Origin of the sequence: Rahnella variigena (assembly GCF_003610915.1) — a bacterium.
GTDB classification, from domain to species: domain Bacteria; phylum Pseudomonadota; class Gammaproteobacteria; order Enterobacterales; family Enterobacteriaceae; genus Rahnella; species Rahnella variigena.
Genome location: NZ_NSDJ01000001.1, coordinates 4382083 through 4405030, shown reverse-complemented (window position 1 = coordinate 4405030; position 22948 = coordinate 4382083). Strand labels below are relative to the sequence as shown.

Genomic DNA, 22948 nt, shown 5'->3' with positions numbered 1-22948 from the left:
ATGAACTCTGCGCGTCTCATCACCGCATCGCTGGATGACCCTTTTTCGTTGTCCCGCTTGTCCGCAGACATGATGGCCAAAAGTGCCGCAATGAACCCCGCCCGCCGCCAGCAATGGCGTGCGGGCAGGGCGCTGCTGGCCGAAGCACTGTCCGTTTTCTGCGGTGGTGAGACGTTGCCGGAACTGCAGTTTTCTGCGCAGGGAAAACCCTTTTTTGCCGATGTATCCCTGCCGCATTTTTCTCTCAGCCACAGCAAAAATCATCTGCAACTGCTGCTATGTCAGGCGGGTGAAGCCGGAGGCGATGTGGAGCAAATGCGTCCGCGGCGTCGTTATCATGACGTCGCCCGCGAAGCATTCAGTGACACTGAATTTCTGTGGCTGATGGAACAAGCGGAACCGCAAATGGCGTTCTGGCAACTGTGGTGTCTGCGTGAAGCGTGGCTGAAACAGCAGGGCGGCAGCGTGTGGCAGATGGACCGGATCCGCCTCGATCCGGCCTTCAGGTCTTTTACATCTGAACCCGCCACGGACACTCAGTTATGGTATTTAGCCGATGGTTCTGAGATGCGTGCGCTGGCGCTGCCTGCGGGTGTTTCAGAACTTGAAGAATATGCTTTTAACGCGGTTTCCGGCGATTTTATCCCACTGACCTCCCGGCCATGGTCGCAATTTTCCTCCTGCTGATTATTGCGTTCAAATCAAAAGTCTTCTGGCAAAGCGGTCGTTTTTATCCATGAACGTGCAGTTCATACTCTCTCCAAGATTTATCACCCTGAAAAATTAAAAGAGAGAACACTATGAGCATTCCTGTCTTCGGTTTGGGCACATTCCGCCTGAAAGATGACGTCGTCAAAGCGTCTGTTGCCACCGCCGTGGAACTGGGTTATCGCGCCATTGATACCGCACAGATTTATGACAACGAAGCCGCCGTCGGCGATGCGCTGGCTGAGAGCGGCGTCGCGCGCGAAGAACTCTACATCACCACCAAAATCTGGATTGAAAACCTGGCGGCTGACAAGGTCATCGACAGCCTGAAAGAGAGCCTGCGTAAACTGAAAACAGATTATGTCGATCTGACGCTGATCCACTGGCCGTCTCCGGACCAGGCCGTCAGCGTGGCAGAAACGATGCACGCACTGGTGGAAGCGAAGAAAATGGGCCTGACCCGCGAAATCGGTATTTCCAACTTTACTGTCGCGCTGATGCAGGAAGCGATCGACGCCGTGGGCGCGGATCAGATTGCGACTAACCAGATCGAACTGTCTCCGTTCCTGCAAAACCAGACCGTGGTCGATTTCGCTCGTCAGAACAGTATTGCCGTAACGTCTTATATGACGCTGGCCTACGGTGACGCGCTGAAAGACGCGACGATTATTGAGATTGCCGGCCGCCATCATGCGACGCCTGCGCAGGTCGTGCTGGCCTGGGCATTGCAGCTGGGTTACGCGGTTATTCCGTCATCGACCAAACGCGAAAACCTGCAAAGTAATCTGCTGGCGCAAAACCTGACGCTGACAGATAACGACATGCAGCAGATCGCTGCGCTGGAACGCAATGGCCGTCTGGTCAGCCCTGAAGGTCTGGCGCCAAAGTGGGATTGATCCTTACACGCTTCCCCCTGCGAAGGGGGATATTCAGCTCCCGCGTGTTCCCAGCTTTTCACTCAGAAAATCAATAAAACACCGGATCCTTGTGCTGACCGTCTGATCGCTGTAATACACCGCGTGGAAAGGCATGGCGATACGCAGGGTGTCCGGTACCAGCAGTTTTACCAGCTCTCCCCGTGCAACATCCTCATCGGTCATAAAATCCGACAGACAGGCAATGCCGTTGCCCTGTAAACACAATCTGCGCAGTGTCTCACCGCTTCCTGAGCTGATAAACGGTGTGACCGTCAGTTGCTGGCCGTCCGCGCACAGCAGTGGCCATTTGTTCAGCGCCACCACTTCGTTAAAACCCAGACATCGGTGTTTCAGCAGATCATCAGCGCTTTGCGGCGTTCCCCATTTTTTCAGGTAATCCGGCGACGCCAGCACGCTGCGATAGCTGAGCATCAGCTTGCGCGCCCGCAGGCTGGAATCTTCCAGCTCACCGACGCGGATCGCCACATCCACTTTATGGTCGATCAGATTGATATTGCTCTCGGAAGAAAAAAGCGCGAGCGACATCTTCGGGAATCGTTCGGTGAATTCTGCCACCAGCGGCGAAATGATATGCAAAATAACCGGCGTCGCTGCATCGATGCGTAAAACCCCCTGTGGATCGTCGCGGTTCTCCAGCAAATCGTCTTCGGCTGCTGCCATTTCATGCAGGATCTTCTGTACGCGGACGAAATAGCGCTCGCCTTCGTGCGTCAGGCTGATCTGACGCGTGGTGCGGTTGAGCAGGGTGATGCCCAGTTTTTGCTCCAGACGTTTCAACGTCCGGCTGACCACGGAATTATCCTGTCCCAGCTGTTCTGCCGCGCGGCTGAAACTGCCGCTTTCCACCACCGTGACAAAGGTAATCAACTCTTCAGAACTGGCTCGCATTGTTGTTACTCCAGCATAAATAAATTGATATTTTGGTTATTTCTGTCATTTAAGCACAAGCCGATAATAGCCGCCATCAAATCGATATTCATGTGGAGTAAAGGTTATGCCGCTTGCACTATTAGCACTGACCATCAGTGCGTTCGCTATAGGAACAACAGAATTTGTTATCGTCGGCCTGGTGCCGACCATCGCACAGCAACTGGGCGTTTCAGTCCCGTCCGCCGGTTTGCTGGTGTCCATTTACGCACTCGGCGTGGCGATTGGCGCACCGGTTCTGACCGCACTGACGGGCCGTGTACCGCGAAAAACGTTGCTGATTGGCCTGATGGTGCTGTTCACGCTGGGTAACCTGCTGGCGTGGCAGTCACCGAATTACAGCACGCTGGTGATGGCGCGCCTGCTGACCGGCCTGGCGCATGGTGTGTTCTTCTCTATTGGCTCGACCATTGCCACCAGTCTGGTGTCGAAAGAAAAAGCGGCTTCTGCCATCGCGCTGATGTTTGGCGGTCTGACCGTGGCGCTGGTGACGGGTGTGCCGCTCGGGACATTTATCGGTCAGCATTTCGGCTGGCGTGAAACTTTCCTCGCGGTGTCGCTGATTGGTGTCGTTGCCATTATTGCCAGCGCGATCCTGGTGCCGAATAACATCAAAAACAAACCGGCAGCGCGCATTTCTGATCAGGTCAAAGTACTGATGAACCCGCGTCTGTTACTGATTTACGCCATCACCGCACTGGGTTACGGCGGCGTATTCACCACGTTCACGTTTCTTGCGCCGATGATGCAGGAACAGGCCGGTTTCTCCGCCAGTATGGTCAGCTGGATCCTGCTGGTGTATGGCGTGTCGGTTGCCATCGGCAATATCTGGGGCGGCAAACTGGCTGACCGCCACGGAGCCGTTAAAGCGCTGACGATTATTTTTGCCGCACTTGCCGCGCTGTTGCTGATTTTCCAGTTCACTTCAGGTTTCGGTATTCCGGCGTTAATCACGCTGCTGGTGATGGGAATTTTCGCCTTCGGCAACGTACCCGGATTGCAGGTTTACGTGGTGCAGAAAGCCGAAGAGGTGACGCCGAATGCGGTCGATGTGGCGTCTGGTCTGAACATCGCAGCATTTAACGTCGGTATCGCTTTAGGTTCGGTGATTGGCGGGCAGGTGGTTTCCACAATTGGTCTGGCGCAAACGCCGTGGATTGGCGCGGTGATCGTCGCGGGCGCGCTGTTACTTATCCGTCTGAGCGGGCATCTCGACCGCAAGCCGAAAGCGGCGCTGGCCTGATTTATCCTGCATTCTGTGTCTTCACGGCTCGCTTCGGCGGGCCGTTTTCGTTTTTGTGCTAGCCTGTAGATGTGACCAGGTTGTATACCAATGTAAACAGATTTGGCCTGAGCGCCTGCGGGCGTATACTGAACTTTCGCTGTGGGAATCTCTCTCATATAGCAACGATATAACGGGTAAACAGGCGATTAGCGTGCGGAAAAAAACATATGCAATGAGGTATGTCGCAGGTCAGCCCGCTGAGCAAATCTTTCCGGGTGCCCTCGCACATTTAGGGCCGGATTTGCCGCCGGGTGCTGCGCTACCCAACTCGAATATTCTGCGCGTCATGGTGTGGAATATCTTTAAACAGCAGCGGGCTGACTGGTTGTCAGTTCTGCGCGATTACGGCAAAGATGCGCAACTGGTGTTACTTCAGGAGGCGCAGACGACGCCCGAACTGATCCGCTTTGCCACATCCAACTATCTGGCTGCCGATCAGGTGCCGGCGTTTATGCTGCCTCAGCACCCCTCTGGCGTGATGACACTCTCTGCGGCGCATCCGGTTTATTGTTGCCCGCTGCGTGAGCGTGAGCCGCTTCTGAGGCTGTCTAAATCGGCATTAGTGACTGTCTATCCGCTTCTGGATGGCCGTTTGCTGATGGTGGTGAATATTCATGCCGTCAATTTCAGCATCGGTATTGACGTCTACAGCAAACAGCTCGACCCGATTGGTGAGCAGATTGCTAACCATAAAGGGCCAGTGATTATGGCGGGGGATTTCAACGCCTGGAGCAAACAGCGTATTAACGCGCTGTATGGCTTTGCGGGGAATATCCATCTGGAGGAAGTGCGTTTTCCTTCTGACTACCGTAAGCGGGCGTTCGGCAGGCCGCTGGATTTCATCTTTTACCGTGACCTGAGCGTCACCAGTGCGTCGGTGATGGAAACGCGGGCTTCAGACCACAACCCGCTGCGGGTTGAGTTTATGGCAAGTAAACCGCTGGCGTTGTAGTGCTTTTTTTGTCGATCAAAAGAACGCGGCTCAAAAGCACACAGTCAAAAAAAGCAGACATAAAAAAAGCACCCGGAATATTCAGGGTGCTTTTTTATTGCCGGTACCGTTACGAATCAGGTATCAGGACTCATCTTGTTGCTGACGAACAACGTTAACTTGTTGCCCGGCTGCAGGTTGTCGGCATTAGTGTTCCAGCGCATCACATCTTTGATGTTGACGCCGTGACGCTTGGCAATGCTCGACAATGAATCGCCTTTACGCACCTGATAAGTGATGCTGCCGCCATTGGCACTGGTATCGCTGACGCTGTTATCCGCCACCTGCAGTGTTTGCCCAACTTTTAACGCGCCTGCTGAGCGCAAATTGTTCCAACGCTGTAAATCACGGGTCTTCACATTCAGCCGGGCTGCAATGCCAGACAAGCTGTCGCCGGAGCGAACCTTGTACTGTTTTGCACCTGACGGAGTGTTGCTGGCCAGTTTGGTTTCCTGTACTGCGGCAATATCGCCATCAGCCAGTGAATCTTTTAACTGGTCGGCATGCGCCTTCGGCAGAACGATGTAATGCGGGCCATTCGGCGCGGTTACATTTTTCTTGTAGCCAGTGTTAAACGACTTGAGCTTGGTCAGGGACATGCCCGCCATCTCCGCCGCCTGGGTCAGTTGCATCTGCTGTCCAACTTCAACACGCGCCAGGGCACGGTCTTCACTCGGTTTCGGCAGACTAATACCGTATTTTTTACTGTGCTTGAGAATGTCGCTCAGGGCTAACATCTTCGGCACATAAATCGATGTTTCACGTGGAAGCGCCAGCGCCCAGAAGTCAGTCGAACGACCCTTAGCTTTGTTCGCTTTCACCGCTTGCATTACGCGGCCTTCACCACTGTTATACGCAGCAACGGTCAGTAACCAGTCGCCACCAAACATCTTGTTCAGGCGTTGCATCATATCAAGCGCAGCAGTTGTCGAAGCCACAACATCGCGGCGACCGTCATACCACTGGTTTTGTTTCAAACCATAGTTTCGACCCGTTTGAGGCACAATCTGCCACAACCCTGCAGCGTTAGCTGATGAGGTTGCTTTAGGGTCAAAAGCGCTCTCCACTATGGGTAGCAGTACCAGTTCCATCGGCATATTACGTTTTTTAATCTGCTCGGTGATCCAGTACATGTACGGCTCTGCCCGTAATGTTACATCGTGGAGATAGCTCTTATTCTTTAAATATTTAACTCTTTGTTCGCGGATCCGGGGATTATCCGGAACCTTCATCTTCAGCTCGTCGCCTATGAAGTTCCACAAATTTTGTTGGGAGACGGTGTCGTTTCCATCCAACCATCCCCCAGAGGCCGCACGGCCATCATCTGTGTACTGTCCTGCTTCACTTTGACTTGCTGAAGACAAACTCTGTGCATGTTGTTCCGGTACCTTCACGCCCTGCCTGGACGCCTGGCAACCTGTGAGCAACATGGAGGCGATTATTAGGATCGCGTTTGCCTTCATGTGTGTGTCATAGTTGCTTAAAAGACGAGCGATAATACTTTGCTTCGAAAAAAAACACAACCTTTGGGGCTAAAAGGTGTCTTTCAGTGCCCTTAATTGTGCGAAAACCTGCCAGTCAGGCTTTAAGGAACCGTTAAGGTTTAATTTGTTTTGTAAATCAACATCATCGCAACGTAAAAAGAGGTTAATTTTACGCTCAAGACCGAGGGTAGAAGGCAGGGAAGATTGTCCCTTTTCACGCATTTGTTGCACTTTGTGCTCATGAGAATGAATATCATGATCCTGCGGTAAAATGGAGCGCGCAAACTTAAGATTTGAGAGAGTGTACTCATGTGCGGCGCAGACTAATGTTTCATCAGGCAGGGCTGCTAAGCGTTGAAACGACTGGTACATTTGCTCCGGCGTCCCTTCGAACAAACGGCCACATCCGGCGGAAAACATCGTGTCTCCGCAGAAAAGATAAGGTGCGCTATAGTATGAAATGTGACCAAGAGTGTGCCCGGGCGTAGCAAAGATCTGCCATTCCAGACCGCCAATTACCAATTTATCGCCGTTTTTAAGACTAATCTGACTAAATTTGTTCTCAGTTTCGTGAGGTCCGTACACTTTCAGACCCGGAAAATGGCTGCAAATCTCATCAACACCCCCAACATGGTCGTGATGATGATGCGTCAGGAGGATAGCCGTCGGGGTTAAATTATCCTTTTTCAGCGCGGCTAAAACCGGCGCTGCTTCACCGGGATCGACAATCAGGCAATGCCCTTGCTGGTCATCGAGCATCCAAATGTAATTGTCCTGCAAGGCAGGAATACTGATAAGATTCATGGCAACCTCTCTTTGGCAACTGCTTGAAAGAAGATAACAAACTATGCGACCAGCCCGCGCCCGTAAGAAAATAGTTGCACCGGCTTCATGGGAAGATATCCCATGCGGCGACTACTACCGTGCCGCGCTTGAGCAACAACTGCAACCCTGGTGGGGCAAACTTTACGGGTTCCACCTGCTGAAAATCGGCGCATTAAGTGCCGAAATCGATGCTCAGGCCTGTCCGATCTCGCATCAGGTGAACTTCGCACCGGAAGGCGAGGGGCTGCATGTTCAGGGCGATCCTTACTATTTACCGTTTGCGGCAAAATCGGTGGATGCCTGCCTGCTCAGCCATACGCTGGCTTACGCGGATGACCCGCACCGCATACTGCGTGAAGTGGATCGCGTGCTGATTGATGACGGCTGGATGGTGCTCAGCAGCTTTAATCCGCTCAGTCTTTTAGGTATCGGCAAACTGATGCCGGTGTTTCGTAAACGCCAGCCTTACAGCAGCCGTTTATTTACCCAGATGCGTCTGCTCGACTGGCTGTCTTTGCTCAATTATGAAGTGATGGTTCACCGGCGTTTTCACGTGCTGCCGTGGAAAAAGAATGGCGGAAAATTACTGAGTACGCATCTTCCTGCGCTGGGATGTATGACGCTGATCATTGCCCGCAAAAGGACTTTCCCGCTGACACCGACCGCGAAAAAAGTCCTCGCACAGAAACAAAAAATACCGCAGGCCGTAGGTGCGACCAAGAGTTACCGGGAAGAACATCGGGATTGAGTTGAGAAGAGAATGACCAACGCGCAGCCGTTTAATTCTCAGCCTGATAACCCACATCTTCCAGCGTCGGATTCCCCGCCGCTTCTTTCGCCAGCACGTCGCACCGCTCATTCTCAGGGTGCCCGGCGTGGCCTTTGACCCACATCCAGTTCAGCTGATGCGTCTGGATCGCGGCGTCGAGACGTTTCCATAAATCGACGTTTTTCACCGGTTTTTTGTCTGCTGTTTTCCAGCCACGTTTTTTCCAGTTGTGGATCCAGGTGGTAATGCCCTGGCGCACATACTGGCTGTCGGTGCTCAGCGTCACTTCGCAGGGCGTGCTCAATGCTTCAAGCGCCACAATCGCCGCCATCATTTCCATGCGGTTATTGGTGGTGAGACGAAAACCCGCGCTGAACTCTTTTTCGTGTTGCTTATAGCGTAAAATCGCGCCGAAACCGCCGGGGCCGGGATTACCCAGGCAGGAGCCGTCGGTGAAAATTTCTACCTGTTTGGTCATATCTGGCAGGCTCTGTCATCAAAAGTAAAAACCAAGTCTGACATAAACCGCCGTGCCGGGCACAGCAATATCTTGGGGTGTAACTGTCTGAAAGCGGGCGCTGAGGAGGCTTTGTAACAGGTTTGGCCATCAGTAATGACTCTTTTGGCTGGAGAGCGCTGTCTTTTGCAATATAATAGGAAACTGCAGAGTGCCAGTTCAAAACTCTGAGTGAGTTCCGACTTTCATGGTTTTTTCACTGCCAATTTTCCAATGCTTTAAGGATGTCTAATGAGAAATGTTACGGTTTCTGCAACACAAATGAGCTGCAGCTGGGATCTGGAAAAGAATATTGTTAACGCTGAGAAACTGGTTCGCCAGGCTCATTCTAAAGGCGCACAAGTTATTCTTATTCAGGAACTTTTTGCTGCGCCTTACTTCTGTATTGATCAGAGCCCTGAGCATTACAGCCTGGCACAGGAGCTGGACAACAGCCCGCTGATCCGCCATTTCTCTGCGCTGGCGAAAGAACTGGAAGTGGTACTGCCTCTGAGCTTCTTTGAAAAGTGCAATAACGCCTATTACAACTCGCTGGTCATGATTGATGCTGACGGCAGTGTGCTGGACGTTTACCGCAAAACTCACATTCCGAACGGCCCGGCCTATCAGGAAAAACAATTCTTCATTCCGGGCGACACTGGCTTCAAAGTGTGGAATACCCGTTATGCGAAAATCGGCGTGGGCATTTGCTGGGATCAATGGTTCCCGGAAACCGCACGTTGCCTGGCATTGCAGGGCGCAGAAATCATCTTCTATCCGACGGCGATCGGTTCAGAACCGGCGTATCCGGAAATCGACAGCCAGCCACACTGGACCCGCGTTCAGCAGGGTCACGCTGCGGCTAACCTGGTGCCGGTGATCGCCTCTAACCGTATCGGCACGGAAAAAAGCAAATTCATTCCTGATTATGAAATGACCTTCTACGGTTCTTCCTTCATTGCTGATCAAACCGGTGCGCTGGTTGAACAGGCCAACAAAACGGAAGAAGCCGTGCTGGTTCATACCTTTGATCTCGATGCTATTGCTGCACAGCGCGCATCGTGGGGGCTGTTCCGCGACCGCCGTCCTGAAATGTATGGCGCAATCGCGACATCCGACGGTTCAACAAGGAAATAACTGATGTCTTCTATTGATATCAATCCTCAGGCTGAAGGTTTTGCGATGCCCGCTGAATGGGCATCGCAGCAGGCTGTCTGGATGATCTGGCCTTACCGCACCGATAACTGGCGCTCGAACGGGCGTCCGGCACAGCTGGCTTTCGCCAATGTGGCGGCAGCGATTGCGACTAAAACGCCGGTATTTATGGCGGTTCCGGCAGCGGAAATGGCCAACGCACGCGAAGTGATGCCAGCGCAGATTACGCTGGTGGAAATGGAAAGCGACGACGCCTGGATGCGTGATACCGGCCCGACCATTGTGGTCAATCCGCAAGGCGAGCGTCTGGCTATCGACTGGACATTCAACGCCTGGGGCGGCTTCAACGGCGGTCTGTATTCGAGCTGGGAGCGTGACCAGCTGGTTGCCCGTCAGGTAGCGAACTATCAGCACATTCCTTATGTGTCGACGGATCTGGTGCTGGAAGGGGGCTCCATTCATGTGGACGGCGAAGGCACCTTGCTGACCACCGCAGAATGCCTGCTCAATCCGAACCGTAACCCTGATCTTTCCAAAGCTGACATTGAAGCGCAGTTGCAGAAATACCTCGGCGTGAAGCAATTCATCTGGCTGGAAGAGGGCGTATTTAACGACGAAACCGACGGACACATCGACAATATGTGCTGCTTCGTGCGTCCGGGTGAAGTCGCTTTGCACTGGACTGACGACGAGCAGGACCCGCAGTACGCGCGTTCTGCCGCAGCGTTAAAAGTGCTGGAAGCAACGAAAGATGCCAAAGGGCGCAGCCTGAAAATCTGGAAAATGCCTTCGCCTCCTGTGATGCACGCCACCGCAGAAGAGACGATTGGGGTATTGCCGGGTACGGCGATTGAACGTGTGGAAGGCAACCGTCTGGCAGCGTCTTACGTCAATTACCTGATCAGCAATAACCACATCATTTTCCCGCTGCTCGATGCGAGAACCGATAAGCTGGCTGAAGCAATGTTTGCGCAAATGTATCCGGATTATAAAATCACCGGTATTCCGGCCCGTGAAATTCTTCTGGGTGGTGGTAACATCCACTGCATTACGCAGCAAATCCCCGCGTAAGATAAAGTGCCCGGCCGTGTCTCTGTGCGTGCCGGGCAGACTGTTTCTGCCATTGACTGTCAGCGTTGGAAAATGACCCATGGATTTACAAAACACATCTAACAGGATCGTCGTTCTCGATACCGAAACCACCGGTATGAATAAACTCGGCGTCCATTACGAAGGGCACCGGATTATCGAAATCGGTGCTGTTGAAGTGGTTAACCGTCGTCTGACGGGGCGCAATTTCCATGTTTATCTCAAACCCGATCGTCTGGTGGATCCGGAAGCCTTCGGCGTTCACGGTATCAGTGACGAATTCCTCGCCGATAAGCCGACCTTCGCCGACGTTGCTGACGACTTTGTTGAGTACATTCGCGGCAGCGAACTAGTCATTCATAACGCAACGTTCGACATCGGCTTTATGGATTACGAGTTCGACATGCTTGGCCGTAATCTGCCGAAAACCGAGACGTTCTGTAAAATAACCGACAGCCTGGCGATGGCGCGTAAGCTGTTTCCCGGCAAGCGTAATAACCTCGATGCCCTCAGCGATCGTTACCTGATCGACAACAGCAAACGTACGCTGCACGGCGCCTTGCTTGACTCCGAAATTCTTGCCGAAGTTTATCTGATGATGACCGGCGGCCAGACCAGCATTAAATTTACCCACGAAGGCGAGCAAAATACCGGTGCAGACGGGCTCGGGATCCAGCGCGTGGCGCGTCCTGCTTCGGGGTTAAAAGTGATCGCGGCAAATGAGCAGGAACTGGCGTGGCACGAAGAAAGATTGGATCTGGTGGTGAAAAAGGGCGGCAGTTGTTTGTGGCGTTCGTAAGCCACTTTTCCTGACTTTTGGATTGAAAATATCCAGCCTGCGGAAAAACTGTGCGGTTGATTGAAAATATCAGGAAAAGCATTGACGTAAGGGCGGGCATTCCTTAATATCCGCTCCGTTCTTAACCAGAACAAAACGCGGAGCGGTAGTTCAGTTGGTTAGAATACCTGCCTGTCACGCAGGGGGTCGCGGGTTCGAGCCCCGTCCGTTCCGCCACTATTCAGAAGCCCTGAGTGAGAAATCACTCAGGGCTTCGTCGTTTCAGCCATCCTGGCTGTTTCCTTCCTTGTATCAGTCTGTTATTCCGCTTCGATTTTCATATAGCCCATTGCGCCGCTGGTCGCACGATCATGGCGGGCGATGTAACGATAGAAACCGCCTGCCAGGAATGCACCGATAAACCAGCTGAAGTTCGCCACCTGATGCAGGTCGGGCGTAAAGCTTATCACCAGACCAATCACCACTGCGGGTACCAGGGCTGCAATCGCTTTCGGGTTAAACCCGTTGCGATACCAGTAACGGCCGGAAGGCGTGGCGTTAAACAGCGCATCGACGTCCATATGACCGCGTTTGATCAGATAATAATCCGCCAGCAAAATCCCGAACAATGGCCCGATAAATGACCCCAGCACGTCCAGCGTGTAGTGGATAATTTCCGGTGACTGGAACAGGTTCCACGGCGTCAGCAGCACAGAACCGACCGCGGCGATCATCCCGCCGGTACGGAAACTGATTTTCTGCGGTGAACAGTTAGAGAAGTCGAACGCCGGTGACACGAAGTTCGCCACGATATTGATACCGATGGTGGCGATGATCATGGTCAGCAGACCAAGCGCCACGGCAACGCTGTTACCCACACGGCTGACGGTTTCGATAGGATCGGTGATCATCTGCCCGAACAACGATTGTGTCCCTGAGACGATAACTACGGTCACAATCGAGAACAGCAGGAAGTTAAACGGCAGACCCCAGCGGTTACCGCGACGGATTTCGCTCATGCTTTTACCGTAGCGGGAGAAGTCACCAAAGTTCAGCAGCGGACCGGAGAAATAAGATACCACCAGCGCCGTGGCGGTCAGCATTTCCCAGCCTTGCTGACCGACCGTCAGGGTTTTGGTGGATAACGTAAAGGAGATATTACTCAGCCCGGTTTTATACAAAATCCAGCCCGCCAGCATCAGCATAACGACATACACCGCCGGACCCGCCACATCGATAAAGCGCTTAATCGCGCTCATTCCGTGCCAGAACACCATCGCCTGCAATACCCACATAATGCCGAAACAAATCCAGCCGAGGGCAGAAAGGCCCAGCCAGTGCGGCACGGTCAGCGGCGTCAGGGAAGGGAAGAATTTTAGCAGCACCAGCATTAACGCGCTGGCCGCCAGATAGGTCTGAATGCCGTACCACGCGAAAGCGATCAGCCCGCGGATCACCGCCGGAATATTCGCCCCGAATACACCAAATGCCTGACGGCAAATCACCGCGTAGGGCACACCCGCCTGCTGGCTTGGCTTCGCCACCAGGTTGGCACAAATCTGCACGATACAAATCCCGCACAGCAAACACAGCAGCACCTGCCAGCTGGTCAGGCCGAGGGTGAAGAAACTGGCGGCGACCACATAACCGCCCATGCTGTGTACGTCGGACATCCAGAAAGAAAATATGTTGTACCAGCTCCAGTTCTGGTCACGGGTCGGTGCTAAATCATCATTGCACAGCCGCGGGCTGTAATAAGGCTTGATGATCCCGGCACCCTGTTCGGAAGACGCCGTTGCGGAGGTGATTTCCTGATTTGGCATAAATCGTGCTCCTGTCATAAACAACATGTGAAAGTCGGAAGCCGGTGACCGGCTGCCCAAAGTTAAAAAGCAGTCACGGGAACACTGCATGAATCAGGCCAAACTTCACTTCTTGTATACAAAAAATCTATTTCAGGTATACGATAAATACACAGAACGGTATACGGAGTAACAGCAATGACCAGTTGGAGCGGGCTGAATACGGCCTATTTTACCGAGGATAAGGACGACCACATTTACAACGCGCTGGTGAGGTCTATTGTTGAGCACCAGCTTTTACCCGGCAGTAAATTACCCGAAGAAGCACTGGCGGAAGTGTTCTCGGTCAGCCGCACGGGTATCCGTCGGGAGTTACAGCGCCTTGCCGCAGTGCAACTGGTGACGATATTGCCCAAACGTGGTGCGCATGTAACCGCGCCGGATGCCGCAGAAGCGCGCGATGTTTTCGCTACCCGTAAAATTCTTGAATGCGCCAACCTGCCGCAGGTGATTGCCCGTTGTCAGTCGACCCATCTGGTCGCACTGAAGAAGCTGGTGCAGGAAGAAAAGCGTGCCCATGACGAGCGCGACGGCGCGGCGGCAATCCGTCTGTCAGCCGCTTTTCACGTTCAGCTTCAGGCCATTTCCGGCAATAAAGTCCTGACCGAATCCGTCTCTCAGCTCACATTGCGATCTTCACTGGCGATCGCTGCCTGGGGCGCGCCGTGGCAGCAAGGATGCCGTTGTCATGATCATGACGATCTGCTGGAACTGCTGAAAAAACGCGACACCGTGGCGTTGTCCGGCAGCATGGCGCAGCATTTTGACAGCATCGTCGCCAGCCTGCGCTTTGAGCAAAACAAAGGGCCGACGCCTGATTTCGCGCAGATTTTTGCGGCCCGGATGCCGGTCACAGAAAAGGACTCGGACTGATGGCCAATCCACTTTGTATACAACTGATCAATCCCAATACCAGTCTGGCGATGACCGACGTGATGGCGCAAACCGCCCGCTCGGTGGCGGCGCCGGAGACACAAATTTTGGCCGTTTGCCCGGAAGAAGGCGCGCCGTCTATTGAAGGGCATTTCGATGAAGCGATTGCCACGCTCGGCGTATTGCAGCAGATAAAAGCCGGGCGGGATGCGGGTGTCGGCGGGCACATTATTGCCTGCTTCGGTGACCCCGGTTTACTGGCTGCCCGCGAACTGGCGCGTGCGCCGGTTGTCGGCATTGCCGAAGCGGCGATGCATCTGGCGACAATGGTGGCGACGCGATTCTCTGTCGTCACGACCTTGCCGCGTACGCTGACCATTGCCCGGCATTTGCTGCATCAGTACGGATTCGAACGCCATTGTGCCGCCTTACACGCCATCGATTTACCGGTGTTATCACTGGAAGACGGCAGCGGTCTGGCGCAGCAGAAGGTGCGCGAGCAATGTATCGCGGCGAAAAAATCCGACGGCAGCGGGGCGATTGTGCTCGGTTGCGGCGGAATGGCCGATCTGGCGCAGGAACTGACGCTCGAGCTGAATATACCGGTGATCGATGGCGTCAGCGCGGCGGTCAAAATGGTCGAGTCACTGGCGTCTTTACGCCTGACGACCAGTAAACACGGTGATCTGGATTATCCGCTGGAAAAACCTTTGTCTGGTCGTTTTGCCGGACTGAATATGAGAGAACACTATGTCTGATTTTGAGTACGGTTTGACTGATGCTTATCCGCGTGACCTGATCGGTTACGCCGGCCGTCCGCCACATGCTAACTGGCCGGGCAACGCCCGCATTGCGGTGCAGTTTGTTCTCAATTACGAAGAGGGCGCAGAAAATAACGTTTTACATGGCGATGCCGGTTCCGAGCAATTCCTGTCTGACATCATCGGCGCAGCCAGTTTTCCCGACCGCCATATGTCGATGGATTCGCTGTACGAATACGGATCCCGTGCGGGTTTCTGGCGCATCCACAATGAGTTTCAGAAACGTGGCTTACCGCTGACCGTTTTCGGTGTAGCGATGGCGCTGGCACGCAATCCGGAAATTGTCAGCGCGATTAAAGCGGCGGATTACGACGTTGTCAGCCACGGCTGGCGCTGGATCCACTATCAGAACATGAGCAAAGCCGAAGAGTCGGAGCACATGCAAAAAGCCATCACCGTGCTGCGCGACCTGTTCGGCAAAGCGCCGTCCGGCTGGTACACAGGCCGCGACAGCCCGAACACCCGCCAGCTGGTCGCGGAGTCTGGCGGATTCCAGTATGACAGCGATTATTACGGTGATGACCTGCCGTTCTGGACGCCGGTGAAACTGGAAAATGGCGAAACGAAACAGCATCTGGTGATCCCATACACGCTGGAAACCAACGACATGCGGTTTGCCTCCCCGCAAGGGTTCAATACCGGCGAGCAGTTTTATACCTATCTGAAAGACACGTTTGACGTGTTGTATGAAGAGGGCGAAACATCGCCGAAAATGATGTCGATCGGGATGCATTGTCGGATCCTCGGTCGCCCGGGGAGATTTCGCGCTTTACAGCGGTTTCTCGATTACGTCGAATCGCATGATCGCGTATGGGTTTGTAAGCGGCAGGATATTGCCGACCATTGGGTTAAACATTTCGGTGTTTAATCCCGAAATTCAAAACCTTGGGCTCGCCGCCCAAACTGGCCCAGAGGACGCGTAAGCGCGCGCCCTCTGGACTCCCGCGCTTTTTCACTGCGCGCTGTCGCGGGCACGACGGACATGTTCTGTTGCTTCAGTGCGTGGCGAAAATCCAGGTGCTTCGCACTACCTTCTCTCGGTCTTCAAGCCATAGGTCTTGAAGCCGCTCCGTTCAGCTGAATTTTGAGCACGCCAATCCACTTTTCTAAAAGATGAAAAACAGTCTGCCGTTAATTTTAAGATGGTGCGGGCGATTCAGAAATCTTGCTGAACGGAGCGTCCTGAAGACCTGAGGCTTCAGGACCGAGAGAGGGAACCGCGTAGCGGCAAGATTTCCAGGCTGTCACGGTGGTTGCTGAAACATAGCCAGCGAGCGATAGCATGCAGTTAAAAGACGTGGGAGATCCAAGAGGGGCCCGTCCTGGCCCCTTTTGGGCGGTTTCGGCGCAGCGCGATAAGTGATCGCTGTTATTGAGAAACCGAAATTATCACCGTTCAGATTTCCCCTCGGTGGGAACCGAAATTGTCACCGTCCATTCCTGGAAAAGAACAGTTTCCTCAGCTTTCCAAAGCTGAACCGCCCATTGGTTCGGTCAAACCATCAGACTCACATGGGCTGCCACAATCTTCCATCCACTCGCCATCTTCACCCACGTCTGCTGCTGACGCCCGATTTTGTCGGTGCCTTCACGGCGAAACTCCGTGCTGGCCACTGCCATGTCATCGCCAAATGTGGTGATGGTGGTGTTGACCAGATCCCGGTTTAAACCTTGTGAGGAACGCGCTGAGCGGAACGCGCGGATGGCTTCGATGCCGTAAAGATTTTCGCCCGCACCGTAGCGCACGGTACGCGGATCGTGCCAGAACAGTTCGTCGAGGACGGCGGTATCGTTGGTGATCAGCGCCTGTTCATAGCGATAAAACGCCGCATTCATTTCGGCAAGGATCGCCGGGCGGTCGATATGTTCAGTTTTCATGATTCGTCTCTTTACTCTTTTACTTCACCCTGGAAAACGGAGATGCAGGTTTTTACGCAGGCATCACCGGAGAACTGCTGACGTTCACTATTCCCTGTAATTCCAGCGCCCGTGCAGCGCGCAGGCACAGGTCTTCGCGCCACGGCGGCGCAATCAGTTGTAATCCAATCGGCAGACCGGTTGATGTCGTGACCGGCACCGTGACCACCGGTAAACCGAGGAACGAAATCGGCTGCGTCAGCATGCCCATATTGGCACGGGTTGGCAGATCCTGACCGTTAATTCTGATTGTGTCCTGACCAATCAGTGTTGCCGGGCATGGCGTGGCAGGGGCGATCAGAATGTCCCAGTGATCAAACAGGGGCAAGATTTGTTCCTGAAAATGCTGACGAAAACGCTGTGCCTGGACGTACCACGCCGCCGGGATCATCGCACCGGCCAGTAAACGCTCGCGGGATAATGGCTCAAACTGCTCCGGAATGCTGCGCAGTTTTGGCAAATACTGATTACCGCCTTCAGAAGCACTGATGATAAACGCAGCTGAACGCGCCATTTCGGCCTGCGGCATCACGACTTCTTCCTGCGCTTCCAGAGCCTGCGCAATCTGACGCACCGCTGCTTTGGCGTGGTCGTCGCACCAGGTAGAAAAATATCCGCCCAGCACCGCAGTGCGCAACCCCTGCTGGCCGCGTCCGAGCTGCGAAAACGTCGCGGTGACGGGCTTATCTGCCTGGAAGTGATCTTGCGGATCCGTGCCCTGAATCGCGTCATAGACCTGCGAAAGATCTTCGCTGCATCGCGCCATCGGGCCGATATGATCGAGGCTGGCGACAAACGGCTGGCTGCCGCGACGTGAAATTCGTCCGAAGGTCGGCTTCAGGCCGAGAATACCGCTCAATGAGGCGGGCACGCGGATCGAGCCGTTGGTGTCGCTGCCGAGTGTGAAATGCACCAGACCAGCAGCCACGGCGGCGGCGGAACCGCCGGAAGATCCTCCGGCGACACGCGCCAGATCCCGCGGATTACGGGTGGCGCCGTAATGGCTGTTTTCAGTGGTGAAGCCGTAAGCGTAAGCATCCATATTCAGCATGCCGGAAAGCATCGCGCCTTGTGCTGCAAGGCGTGAAACCGTCCACGCATCGTGGCGTGCGGTAGCGTTGCTGCTGTTGAGGCTTGCGCCTGCCAGCGTTACTTCACCGGCCACGTCCAGCAAGTTTTTCACCGCATAAGGGATGCCTGCCAGAGGCGCAAGTGCGGCACCGCTGGCGCGGGTTTTATCCACTTTTGCTGCTTCACTTAACATGCGTTCGCGGGTGATATGCGTATACGCGTTGATGACCGGATTAGCCTGTTCAATGGCGTCCAGCGTGGACGTCGCAATTTCTGTCGCTGAGATTTCGCCCTGCGCCATCGCCTGATGTAACTGACTGATGGTAAAGCTATCAAACGATTTCATGCGCGATACACTCTTCATGCTCTGTACACCCCGGCAATTTCCAGTCGCGAATCGAGCGGTAAATCCATCAGCGGTTGTGCCATCTGGGCGATACGGCTGAACTGCACCAGCAATTCCTGACGACGGGTGTCGTCGAGTTCCAGCGCCAGCACGCTTTCCATCTGGCGGATATAAGCGGCCCAGTCGGTCGCTGCGGGGGTATTTTTCATGCTGCTTCCTTATCAATTCTCATGAGCGAACTCTGATCAAAATCCGGCGGCGCTGCCGTTGCTGCGCGGGTCGGAGGCACCTTCAAACATGCCGTTGGTATGGCGGACAATCGCACCGGCGTGGCCGACGGCTTCGCTGAAATCCGGCAACAGTTCGACGTCGTGACCGCGCTGTCTCAGCCCGGCCTGCGTCGGATAGGCGAAACGGCCTTCCAGCTTCAGTGAATCCGAACTTTCTCCCCACGTCCGCCCCAGCAGCCAGCGCGGACCGCTGATCGCCTGCTGCAAAGACTGACCCTGCACCACATGGCGGATAAACACGGCGGCCTGGGTTTGCGGCTGACCGTCGCCGCCCATCGAACCGTAAACCATGGTGCGCCCGTCGTATAAACGTGCGGCGGCGGGGTTGAGGGTATGAAACGGTTGCTTGCCCGGTGCCAGCGCCAGTAAATGGCTGGCGTCGAGGCTGAAAGATGCGCCGCGGTTTTGCCACAACACGCCGCTGCCCGGCAGCACTACACCACTGCCGAACTCGTGATAAATACTCTGGATAAATGATACCGCCAGCCCGCTGCTGTCCATCACGCCCATCCAGACGGTATCGCCCGGACCTTTACCTTTGCCCCAGTCGGCGGCGCTGTGCGGTTTGATGCGGGTGGCGAGGGCATCGAGATATTGCGGATCCAGCAGGCTCTGCGCGTCCTGCGTCATCATGCGTGGATCAGTGATAAAGCGGTCGCGCAGGCCGAACGCCAGTTTGGTGGCTTCGACAATGCTGTGGATCGTCGCGCTTTCATCCATGGTTTCCAGCGGCAGGCGGTCAGTCAGGCCGAGGATCGCCAGCGAAACCAGCCCCTGCGTCGGTGGCGTCAGGTTGTAGATTTCGCCTTTGCTGTGTTTGAGGCGCAGCGGCACACGGCGCTGCGGCTTGTAAGCAGCAAGATCGGCGCGGGTGACCGGCATACCGAGCTTTTCCATGTCGGCGGCCATATTGTCGGCCAGCTCACCGCGATAGAAACTGTTCAGCCCGTCTTCGCACAGCATCGATAACGTCTGCGCCAGTTGCGGCTGGGTGAAACGGTTCCCGGCGCGCGGCACGTCGCCGTTAGGCAGAAAAACATCGGCGAAGGTGCGGAAATCTTTCAGTTCATGTTGCTTGGCGCGGGTGGCGGCTTCCTGCGAGGCGGTCACCGGAATGCCGTCCGCAGCGTAACGGATGGCGTCACGCAGCAGGCGCGAAAGCGGTTTTTGCTCGCCGCCGAATTCAGCCGATACATTCAGCGCTTCCTGCCAGCCGCCGACGGTGCCTGCGACCGTCAGCGCCGCTTTCGGGCCGCGGTGCGGAATGTGCGTTTCACCGGCGTAAAAATCGAGAGAGGCCAGCGAACCGGCGGCACCGCTGGCGTCGATCGCCACCGGATTGCCCTGCGGGGGCACAATCAGCCAGAAGCCGTCGCCGCCCAGTCCGTTCATGTGCGGATAGACCACGGCAATGGTGGCGGCCGCCGCCACCATTGCCTCGATGGCATTGCCGCCTTCACGCAATACCGCAAGCGCACTCTGGCTCGCCAGATGATGAGGTGTAACCGCCATGCCCAGCGGTGCGCTGTTACTGTTAATCATGCGATGTCCTTTTTGAAACGCTTTTTTTATGTTGCCCGCGCATGCAGGGATGAGGGCGTGCAGGGATTAAGTTAAGCAAGAGGTGTTCCACATCGGCAAAACCTTCAGACTTTCACTCATAATTTAGCTTGCATTGGCAAGCATAGTGCATGGTATGTTCCGCTGATTTACTGAAACATTGGTTACAAAAGGGACGGAGATGAAACAGATTGATGAACGTCTGCGTGACCATTACGCAGAACTCACGCCGCAGGAACAGCGGGTGGCCGACTTTATTTTTGCCAGCATTGATGACCTGATGAGCTACAACAGCGCAGAGCTGGCGCGGCTCAGCGGCGTGTCGAAGGCCACGGTCAGCCGCCTGTTTAAACGTCTTGGTTACCCGAGTTATCGCGATATGCGCGATGAAATGCGCACCCTGCGCCAGAGTGGCATGCCGCTGACCGACAGCCGTGACGCGGTGCAAGGTAACACCTTGTTATCACGGCACTATAAACAGGAAATGGCTAACCTGACGCAGTGGATTAATCAGATTGATGGCGCACAGTTTGGCGCGCTGATCACCGCCCTGAGTCAGGCGCGGCAGGTACGTCTGCTGGGTTTTCGTAACAGTTATCCGGTGGCGCTGCACCTGCGTCAGCAACTGATTCAGGTGCGGGCTGGCGTGATGATGATGCCGCAGCCGGGGCAGACGCTGGCGGAAGAACTGGTGGATCTCACCGCGCAGGACGTGGTGATTTTCGTTGCTTTTCGTCGCCGTCCCCGCATGGCGAAGGCGATTCTCACGCAATTACAGTCACTTGATGTGCCGGTTTTACTGATTTGCGAGCCGCAGGCGCAGACGCTGATCCCGCTCGCCACCTGGCATCTGGCCGCGCCGCTCGACAGCGTGTCGGCGTTCGACAGTTATTCATCTGCCATGAGCCTGGCGAATTTACTCAGCAATGCGTTGTTGCACGATATGCTCGCGTCAGGCCGTCAGCGCATTCATCAGATAAGCGATTTGTATAACGATCTGGATGAGCTGGAACAGCGCTGATTCCCGATTCAGGGACAAACTCAGCGCTTTTCTGGTGCTTTCGCACAATTACGGTGCATCAGAGTTTTCAACCTTTCTCGCTTTTTGCCCTGATTCAGGGCAAAAAAATCCCCTCTGCTTACTTCGCTGAGTCGCTAATTCCTTGTCATGTCGTGACTTTGCGCACATTTTTTCTGCCGGGTCATTTTTGGCACATTCGTTGCAAAGTTTTAAATATAAGAATCTATCGTTCCAAAAACTTTTCACCGGAGATAATCTATGAACATGAACAAACGGTTGTTGGCATGGGCAGGTGCGGCAATGCTGGTGCTTCAGGCATCGAATGTTATGGCCGATCAGTTGCAGGATATTCAGAAGCGTGGCGTGCTGCGCGTGGCTGTTCCGCAGGATTTCCCGCCGTTTGGTTCGGTGAGCAAGGATTTGCAGCCGGAAGGTTATGACATCGACATGGCGCATTATCTGGCCGATAAGATGAAACTTAAGTTGCAACTGGTGCCGGTCACCAGCGCCAACCGGGTGCCTTATCTGCAAACGGATAAAGTCGATCTGGTGATTTCCAGCCTCGGCAAAAACGCCGAGCGCGAAAAAGTCATCGACTTCAGCAACGCTTACGCGCCGTTCTTCCTCGGCGTGTTTGGTGCGCAGGGTGACAAACTGTCGGATCTGAAAGAACTGTCCGGTAAAACCATCGGCGTGACCCGTGGCGCGGTGGAAGATCTGGCGCTGACCGATGTGGCACCGAAAGATGCCAAAATTCAGCGTTACGAAGACAACAACACCACGCTGTCGGCCTACCTGTCCGGTCAGGTGGAATACATCGCCACCGGTAACCTGGTGGTAGCGGCGGTAGCCCGCATGAATCCGGCCAAAGCGCCGGTTTCCAAAGTGATGCTGAAAGATTCGCCGTGCTATGTCGGTCTGCGTAAAGACGAACCGGCACTGAAAGACAAAGTGAATGAACTGATCGCCGAAGGCATCAAAGACAAGACGCTGAATACGCTGTCTGAAAAATGGATGAAGGCACCGCTGCCGGCATCAATCGGCGCGTGAGCAGGGTTTTGACGGAGATTTTTCATGACCTATCAGCTTAACTTTAGCGCGCTGTGGCCTTATATGCCGGAACTGCTGGCCGGATTATGGACCACCATTGAGCTGACGGTACTGGCAACGGTTGGCGGTGTCGCGATAGGAATTTGCGGCGCGGCCATCCGCTGCGGCAACCATAAAATTCTGCGGACAGTCTGGGGCATTTATGTCGAAGCCATCCGTAATACGCCGTTTGTGGTGCAGCTGTTTTTCATTGTATTTGGCCTGCCAGCCATTGGCCTGAAAATGACCGCCGGTGAAGCGGCGCTGCTGGCGATGCTGATTAACCTCGGCGCGTACAGCACCGAGATTATCCGCGCCGGTATTCAGGTGACGCCGAAAGGCCAGTGGGAAGCCGGACGTGTGCTGGGACTAACGCGCAGTCAGACGTTCCTGCGCATTGTGCTGCCGCCGTCGCTGAAACGCATTTATCCGTCGCTGGTCAGCCAGTGCATTATCGTGATGCTCGGATCTTCCGTGGTATCGCAGGTGTCTTTTGAGGAACTGACGTTTGCTGCGAACTTAATTCAGTCACGTACCTTCCTCAGTTTCGAAGTGTATCTGGTCACCACGTTGTTCTATTTGCTGTTGTCGGTGGCGATGCGTCAGTTGCTGCTGCTGGCCGGACGCCGTGTCTTTGGGAGTGAAAACTGATG

General features: G+C 54.5%; 23 protein-coding genes and 1 tRNA gene. 15 read left to right on the top strand and 9 right to left on the bottom strand.

What is annotated here, in order from left to right; genetic code table 11:
- Together CKQ54_RS20250 and dkgB are read left to right on the top strand one after the other, a co-directional pair.
- Positions 1-687 carry a 4'-phosphopantetheinyl transferase superfamily protein gene (locus tag CKQ54_RS20250; protein WP_120163224.1) on the top strand — a complete coding sequence of 229 codons (687 nt, stop codon included), beginning with the start codon at positions 1-3 and terminating at the stop codon, positions 685-687.
- A gap of 113 nt (positions 688-800) precedes the next feature.
- Entirely contained in the window at positions 801-1604 is an 804-nt protein-coding gene (gene dkgB, locus CKQ54_RS20245) for a 2,5-didehydrogluconate reductase DkgB (protein WP_120163223.1), read from the top strand.
- 33 nt (positions 1605-1637) lie between these two features.
- Here dkgB and yafC read toward each other — a convergent pair whose 3' ends face one another.
- Positions 1638-2534: a DNA-binding transcriptional regulator YafC gene (gene yafC, locus CKQ54_RS20240; RefSeq protein ID WP_120163222.1), complete on the bottom strand. Its 897-nt coding sequence runs from the start codon at positions 2532-2534 to the stop codon at positions 1638-1640.
- Between the two features lie 106 nt (positions 2535-2640).
- On the opposite strand from yafC, the gene CKQ54_RS20235 reads away from it, so the two are divergent.
- Complete coding sequence (locus CKQ54_RS20235) at positions 2641-3816, top strand: MFS transporter (RefSeq protein ID WP_120163221.1); 1176 nt, start codon at positions 2641-2643, stop codon at positions 3814-3816.
- Between the two features lie 193 nt (positions 3817-4009).
- Positions 4010-4810: an endonuclease/exonuclease/phosphatase family protein gene (locus CKQ54_RS20230; RefSeq protein ID WP_112290801.1), complete on the top strand. Its 801-nt coding sequence runs from the start codon at positions 4010-4012 to the stop codon at positions 4808-4810.
- A 116-nt stretch (positions 4811-4926) separates the two neighbouring features.
- Here the strand turns inward: CKQ54_RS20230 and mltD are convergent, their stop codons facing one another.
- Both mltD and gloB read right to left on the bottom strand, forming a co-directional pair.
- On the bottom strand, positions 4927-6312 hold the full coding sequence (gene mltD, locus CKQ54_RS20225; RefSeq protein WP_120163220.1) for a murein transglycosylase D: 1386 nt from the start codon (positions 6310-6312) through the stop codon (positions 4927-4929).
- A 69-nt stretch (positions 6313-6381) separates the two neighbouring features.
- The gene (gene gloB / locus CKQ54_RS20220) at positions 6382-7137 is read right to left on the bottom strand and encodes a hydroxyacylglutathione hydrolase (RefSeq protein WP_120163219.1); all 756 of its coding nucleotides are present in this window, start codon (positions 7135-7137) and stop codon (positions 6382-6384) included.
- A 43-nt stretch (positions 7138-7180) separates the two neighbouring features.
- Here gloB and CKQ54_RS20215 point away from each other — a divergent pair, with 43 nt between their 5' ends.
- A complete protein-coding gene (locus tag CKQ54_RS20215) occupies positions 7181-7906 on the top strand; it encodes a class I SAM-dependent methyltransferase (RefSeq protein ID WP_112290797.1) in 726 nt (241 codons plus the stop codon).
- Positions 7907-7937: 31 nt separating this feature from the next.
- Here CKQ54_RS20215 and rnhA read toward each other — a convergent pair whose 3' ends face one another.
- On the bottom strand, positions 7938-8405 hold the full coding sequence (gene rnhA, locus CKQ54_RS20210) for a ribonuclease HI (RefSeq protein WP_056781594.1): 468 nt from the start codon (positions 8403-8405) through the stop codon (positions 7938-7940).
- 270 nt (positions 8406-8675) lie between these two features.
- Here rnhA and aguB point away from each other — a divergent pair, with 270 nt between their 5' ends.
- From aguB to CKQ54_RS20190, 4 genes are all read left to right on the top strand, one after another.
- The gene (gene aguB / locus CKQ54_RS20205; RefSeq protein ID WP_112290795.1) at positions 8676-9560 is read left to right on the top strand and encodes an N-carbamoylputrescine amidase; all 885 of its coding nucleotides are present in this window, start codon (positions 8676-8678) and stop codon (positions 9558-9560) included.
- A gap of 3 nt (positions 9561-9563) precedes the next feature.
- Entirely contained in the window at positions 9564-10649 is a 1086-nt protein-coding gene (gene aguA, locus CKQ54_RS20200) for an agmatine deiminase (protein WP_120163218.1), read from the top strand.
- 79 nt (positions 10650-10728) lie between these two features.
- Positions 10729-11466 carry a DNA polymerase III subunit epsilon gene (gene dnaQ, locus CKQ54_RS20195; protein WP_112290792.1) on the top strand — a complete coding sequence of 246 codons (738 nt, stop codon included), beginning with the start codon at positions 10729-10731 and terminating at the stop codon, positions 11464-11466.
- Positions 11467-11605: 139 nt separating this feature from the next.
- Positions 11606-11682: transfer RNA gene (locus tag CKQ54_RS20190), tRNA-Asp, on the top strand.
- 83 nt (positions 11683-11765) lie between these two features.
- On the opposite strand, the gene CKQ54_RS20185 is transcribed toward CKQ54_RS20190, so the two are convergent.
- The gene (locus CKQ54_RS20185; RefSeq protein WP_113877946.1) at positions 11766-13268 is read right to left on the bottom strand and encodes an NCS1 family nucleobase:cation symporter-1; all 1503 of its coding nucleotides are present in this window, start codon (positions 13266-13268) and stop codon (positions 11766-11768) included.
- Between the two features lie 177 nt (positions 13269-13445).
- Here CKQ54_RS20185 and CKQ54_RS20180 point away from each other — a divergent pair, with 177 nt between their 5' ends.
- The 3 genes from CKQ54_RS20180 to puuE are packed head-to-tail and all read left to right on the top strand — an operon-like array spanning position 13446 to position 15869.
- The gene (locus CKQ54_RS20180; RefSeq protein WP_120163217.1) at positions 13446-14180 is read left to right on the top strand and encodes a GntR family transcriptional regulator; all 735 of its coding nucleotides are present in this window, start codon (positions 13446-13448) and stop codon (positions 14178-14180) included.
- Positions 14180-14938, top strand: coding sequence for an aspartate/glutamate racemase family protein (locus CKQ54_RS20175; protein ID WP_120163216.1), 759 nt, complete (start codon positions 14180-14182; stop codon positions 14936-14938). Before CKQ54_RS20180 ends, CKQ54_RS20175 begins: the two co-directional genes overlap by 1 nt.
- Positions 14931-15869, top strand: a complete 939-nt coding sequence (puuE, locus tag CKQ54_RS20170; protein ID WP_120163215.1) for an allantoinase PuuE — start codon at positions 14931-14933, stop codon at positions 15867-15869. Before CKQ54_RS20175 ends, puuE begins: the two co-directional genes overlap by 8 nt.
- 626 nt (positions 15870-16495) lie before the next feature.
- On the opposite strand, the gene hpxZ is transcribed toward puuE, so the two are convergent.
- From hpxZ to CKQ54_RS20150, 4 genes are read right to left on the bottom strand one after another with little or no spacing between them, the layout of a single operon-like run.
- A complete protein-coding gene (gene hpxZ, locus CKQ54_RS20165) occupies positions 16496-16879 on the bottom strand; it encodes an oxalurate catabolism protein HpxZ (RefSeq protein ID WP_112290588.1) in 384 nt (127 codons plus the stop codon).
- Positions 16880-16931: 52 nt separating this feature from the next.
- Positions 16932-18335: an AtzE family amidohydrolase gene (locus CKQ54_RS20160; RefSeq protein WP_120163235.1), complete on the bottom strand. Its 1404-nt coding sequence runs from the start codon at positions 18333-18335 to the stop codon at positions 16932-16934.
- 14 nt (positions 18336-18349) lie between these two features.
- Complete coding sequence (gene hpxX / locus CKQ54_RS20155) at positions 18350-18544, bottom strand: oxalurate catabolism protein HpxX (protein ID WP_112290587.1); 195 nt, start codon at positions 18542-18544, stop codon at positions 18350-18352.
- A gap of 36 nt (positions 18545-18580) precedes the next feature.
- Positions 18581-20167, bottom strand: a complete 1587-nt coding sequence (locus CKQ54_RS20150; protein WP_113877951.1) for a gamma-glutamyltransferase family protein — start codon at positions 20165-20167, stop codon at positions 18581-18583.
- A 199-nt stretch (positions 20168-20366) separates the two neighbouring features.
- On the opposite strand from CKQ54_RS20150, the gene CKQ54_RS20145 reads away from it, so the two are divergent.
- The 3 genes from CKQ54_RS20145 (at position 20367) to CKQ54_RS20135 (ending at position 22946) form a co-directional block, all read left to right on the top strand.
- Entirely contained in the window at positions 20367-21206 is an 840-nt protein-coding gene (locus CKQ54_RS20145; protein ID WP_112290583.1) for a MurR/RpiR family transcriptional regulator, read from the top strand.
- Between the two features lie 258 nt (positions 21207-21464).
- Positions 21465-22256 carry a transporter substrate-binding domain-containing protein gene (locus CKQ54_RS20140; protein WP_112290582.1) on the top strand — a complete coding sequence of 264 codons (792 nt, stop codon included), beginning with the start codon at positions 21465-21467 and terminating at the stop codon, positions 22254-22256.
- Between the two features lie 24 nt (positions 22257-22280).
- Complete coding sequence (locus tag CKQ54_RS20135) at positions 22281-22946, top strand: amino acid ABC transporter permease (RefSeq protein ID WP_112290580.1); 666 nt, start codon at positions 22281-22283, stop codon at positions 22944-22946.
- Positions 22947-22948: the final 2 nt, after the last annotated feature.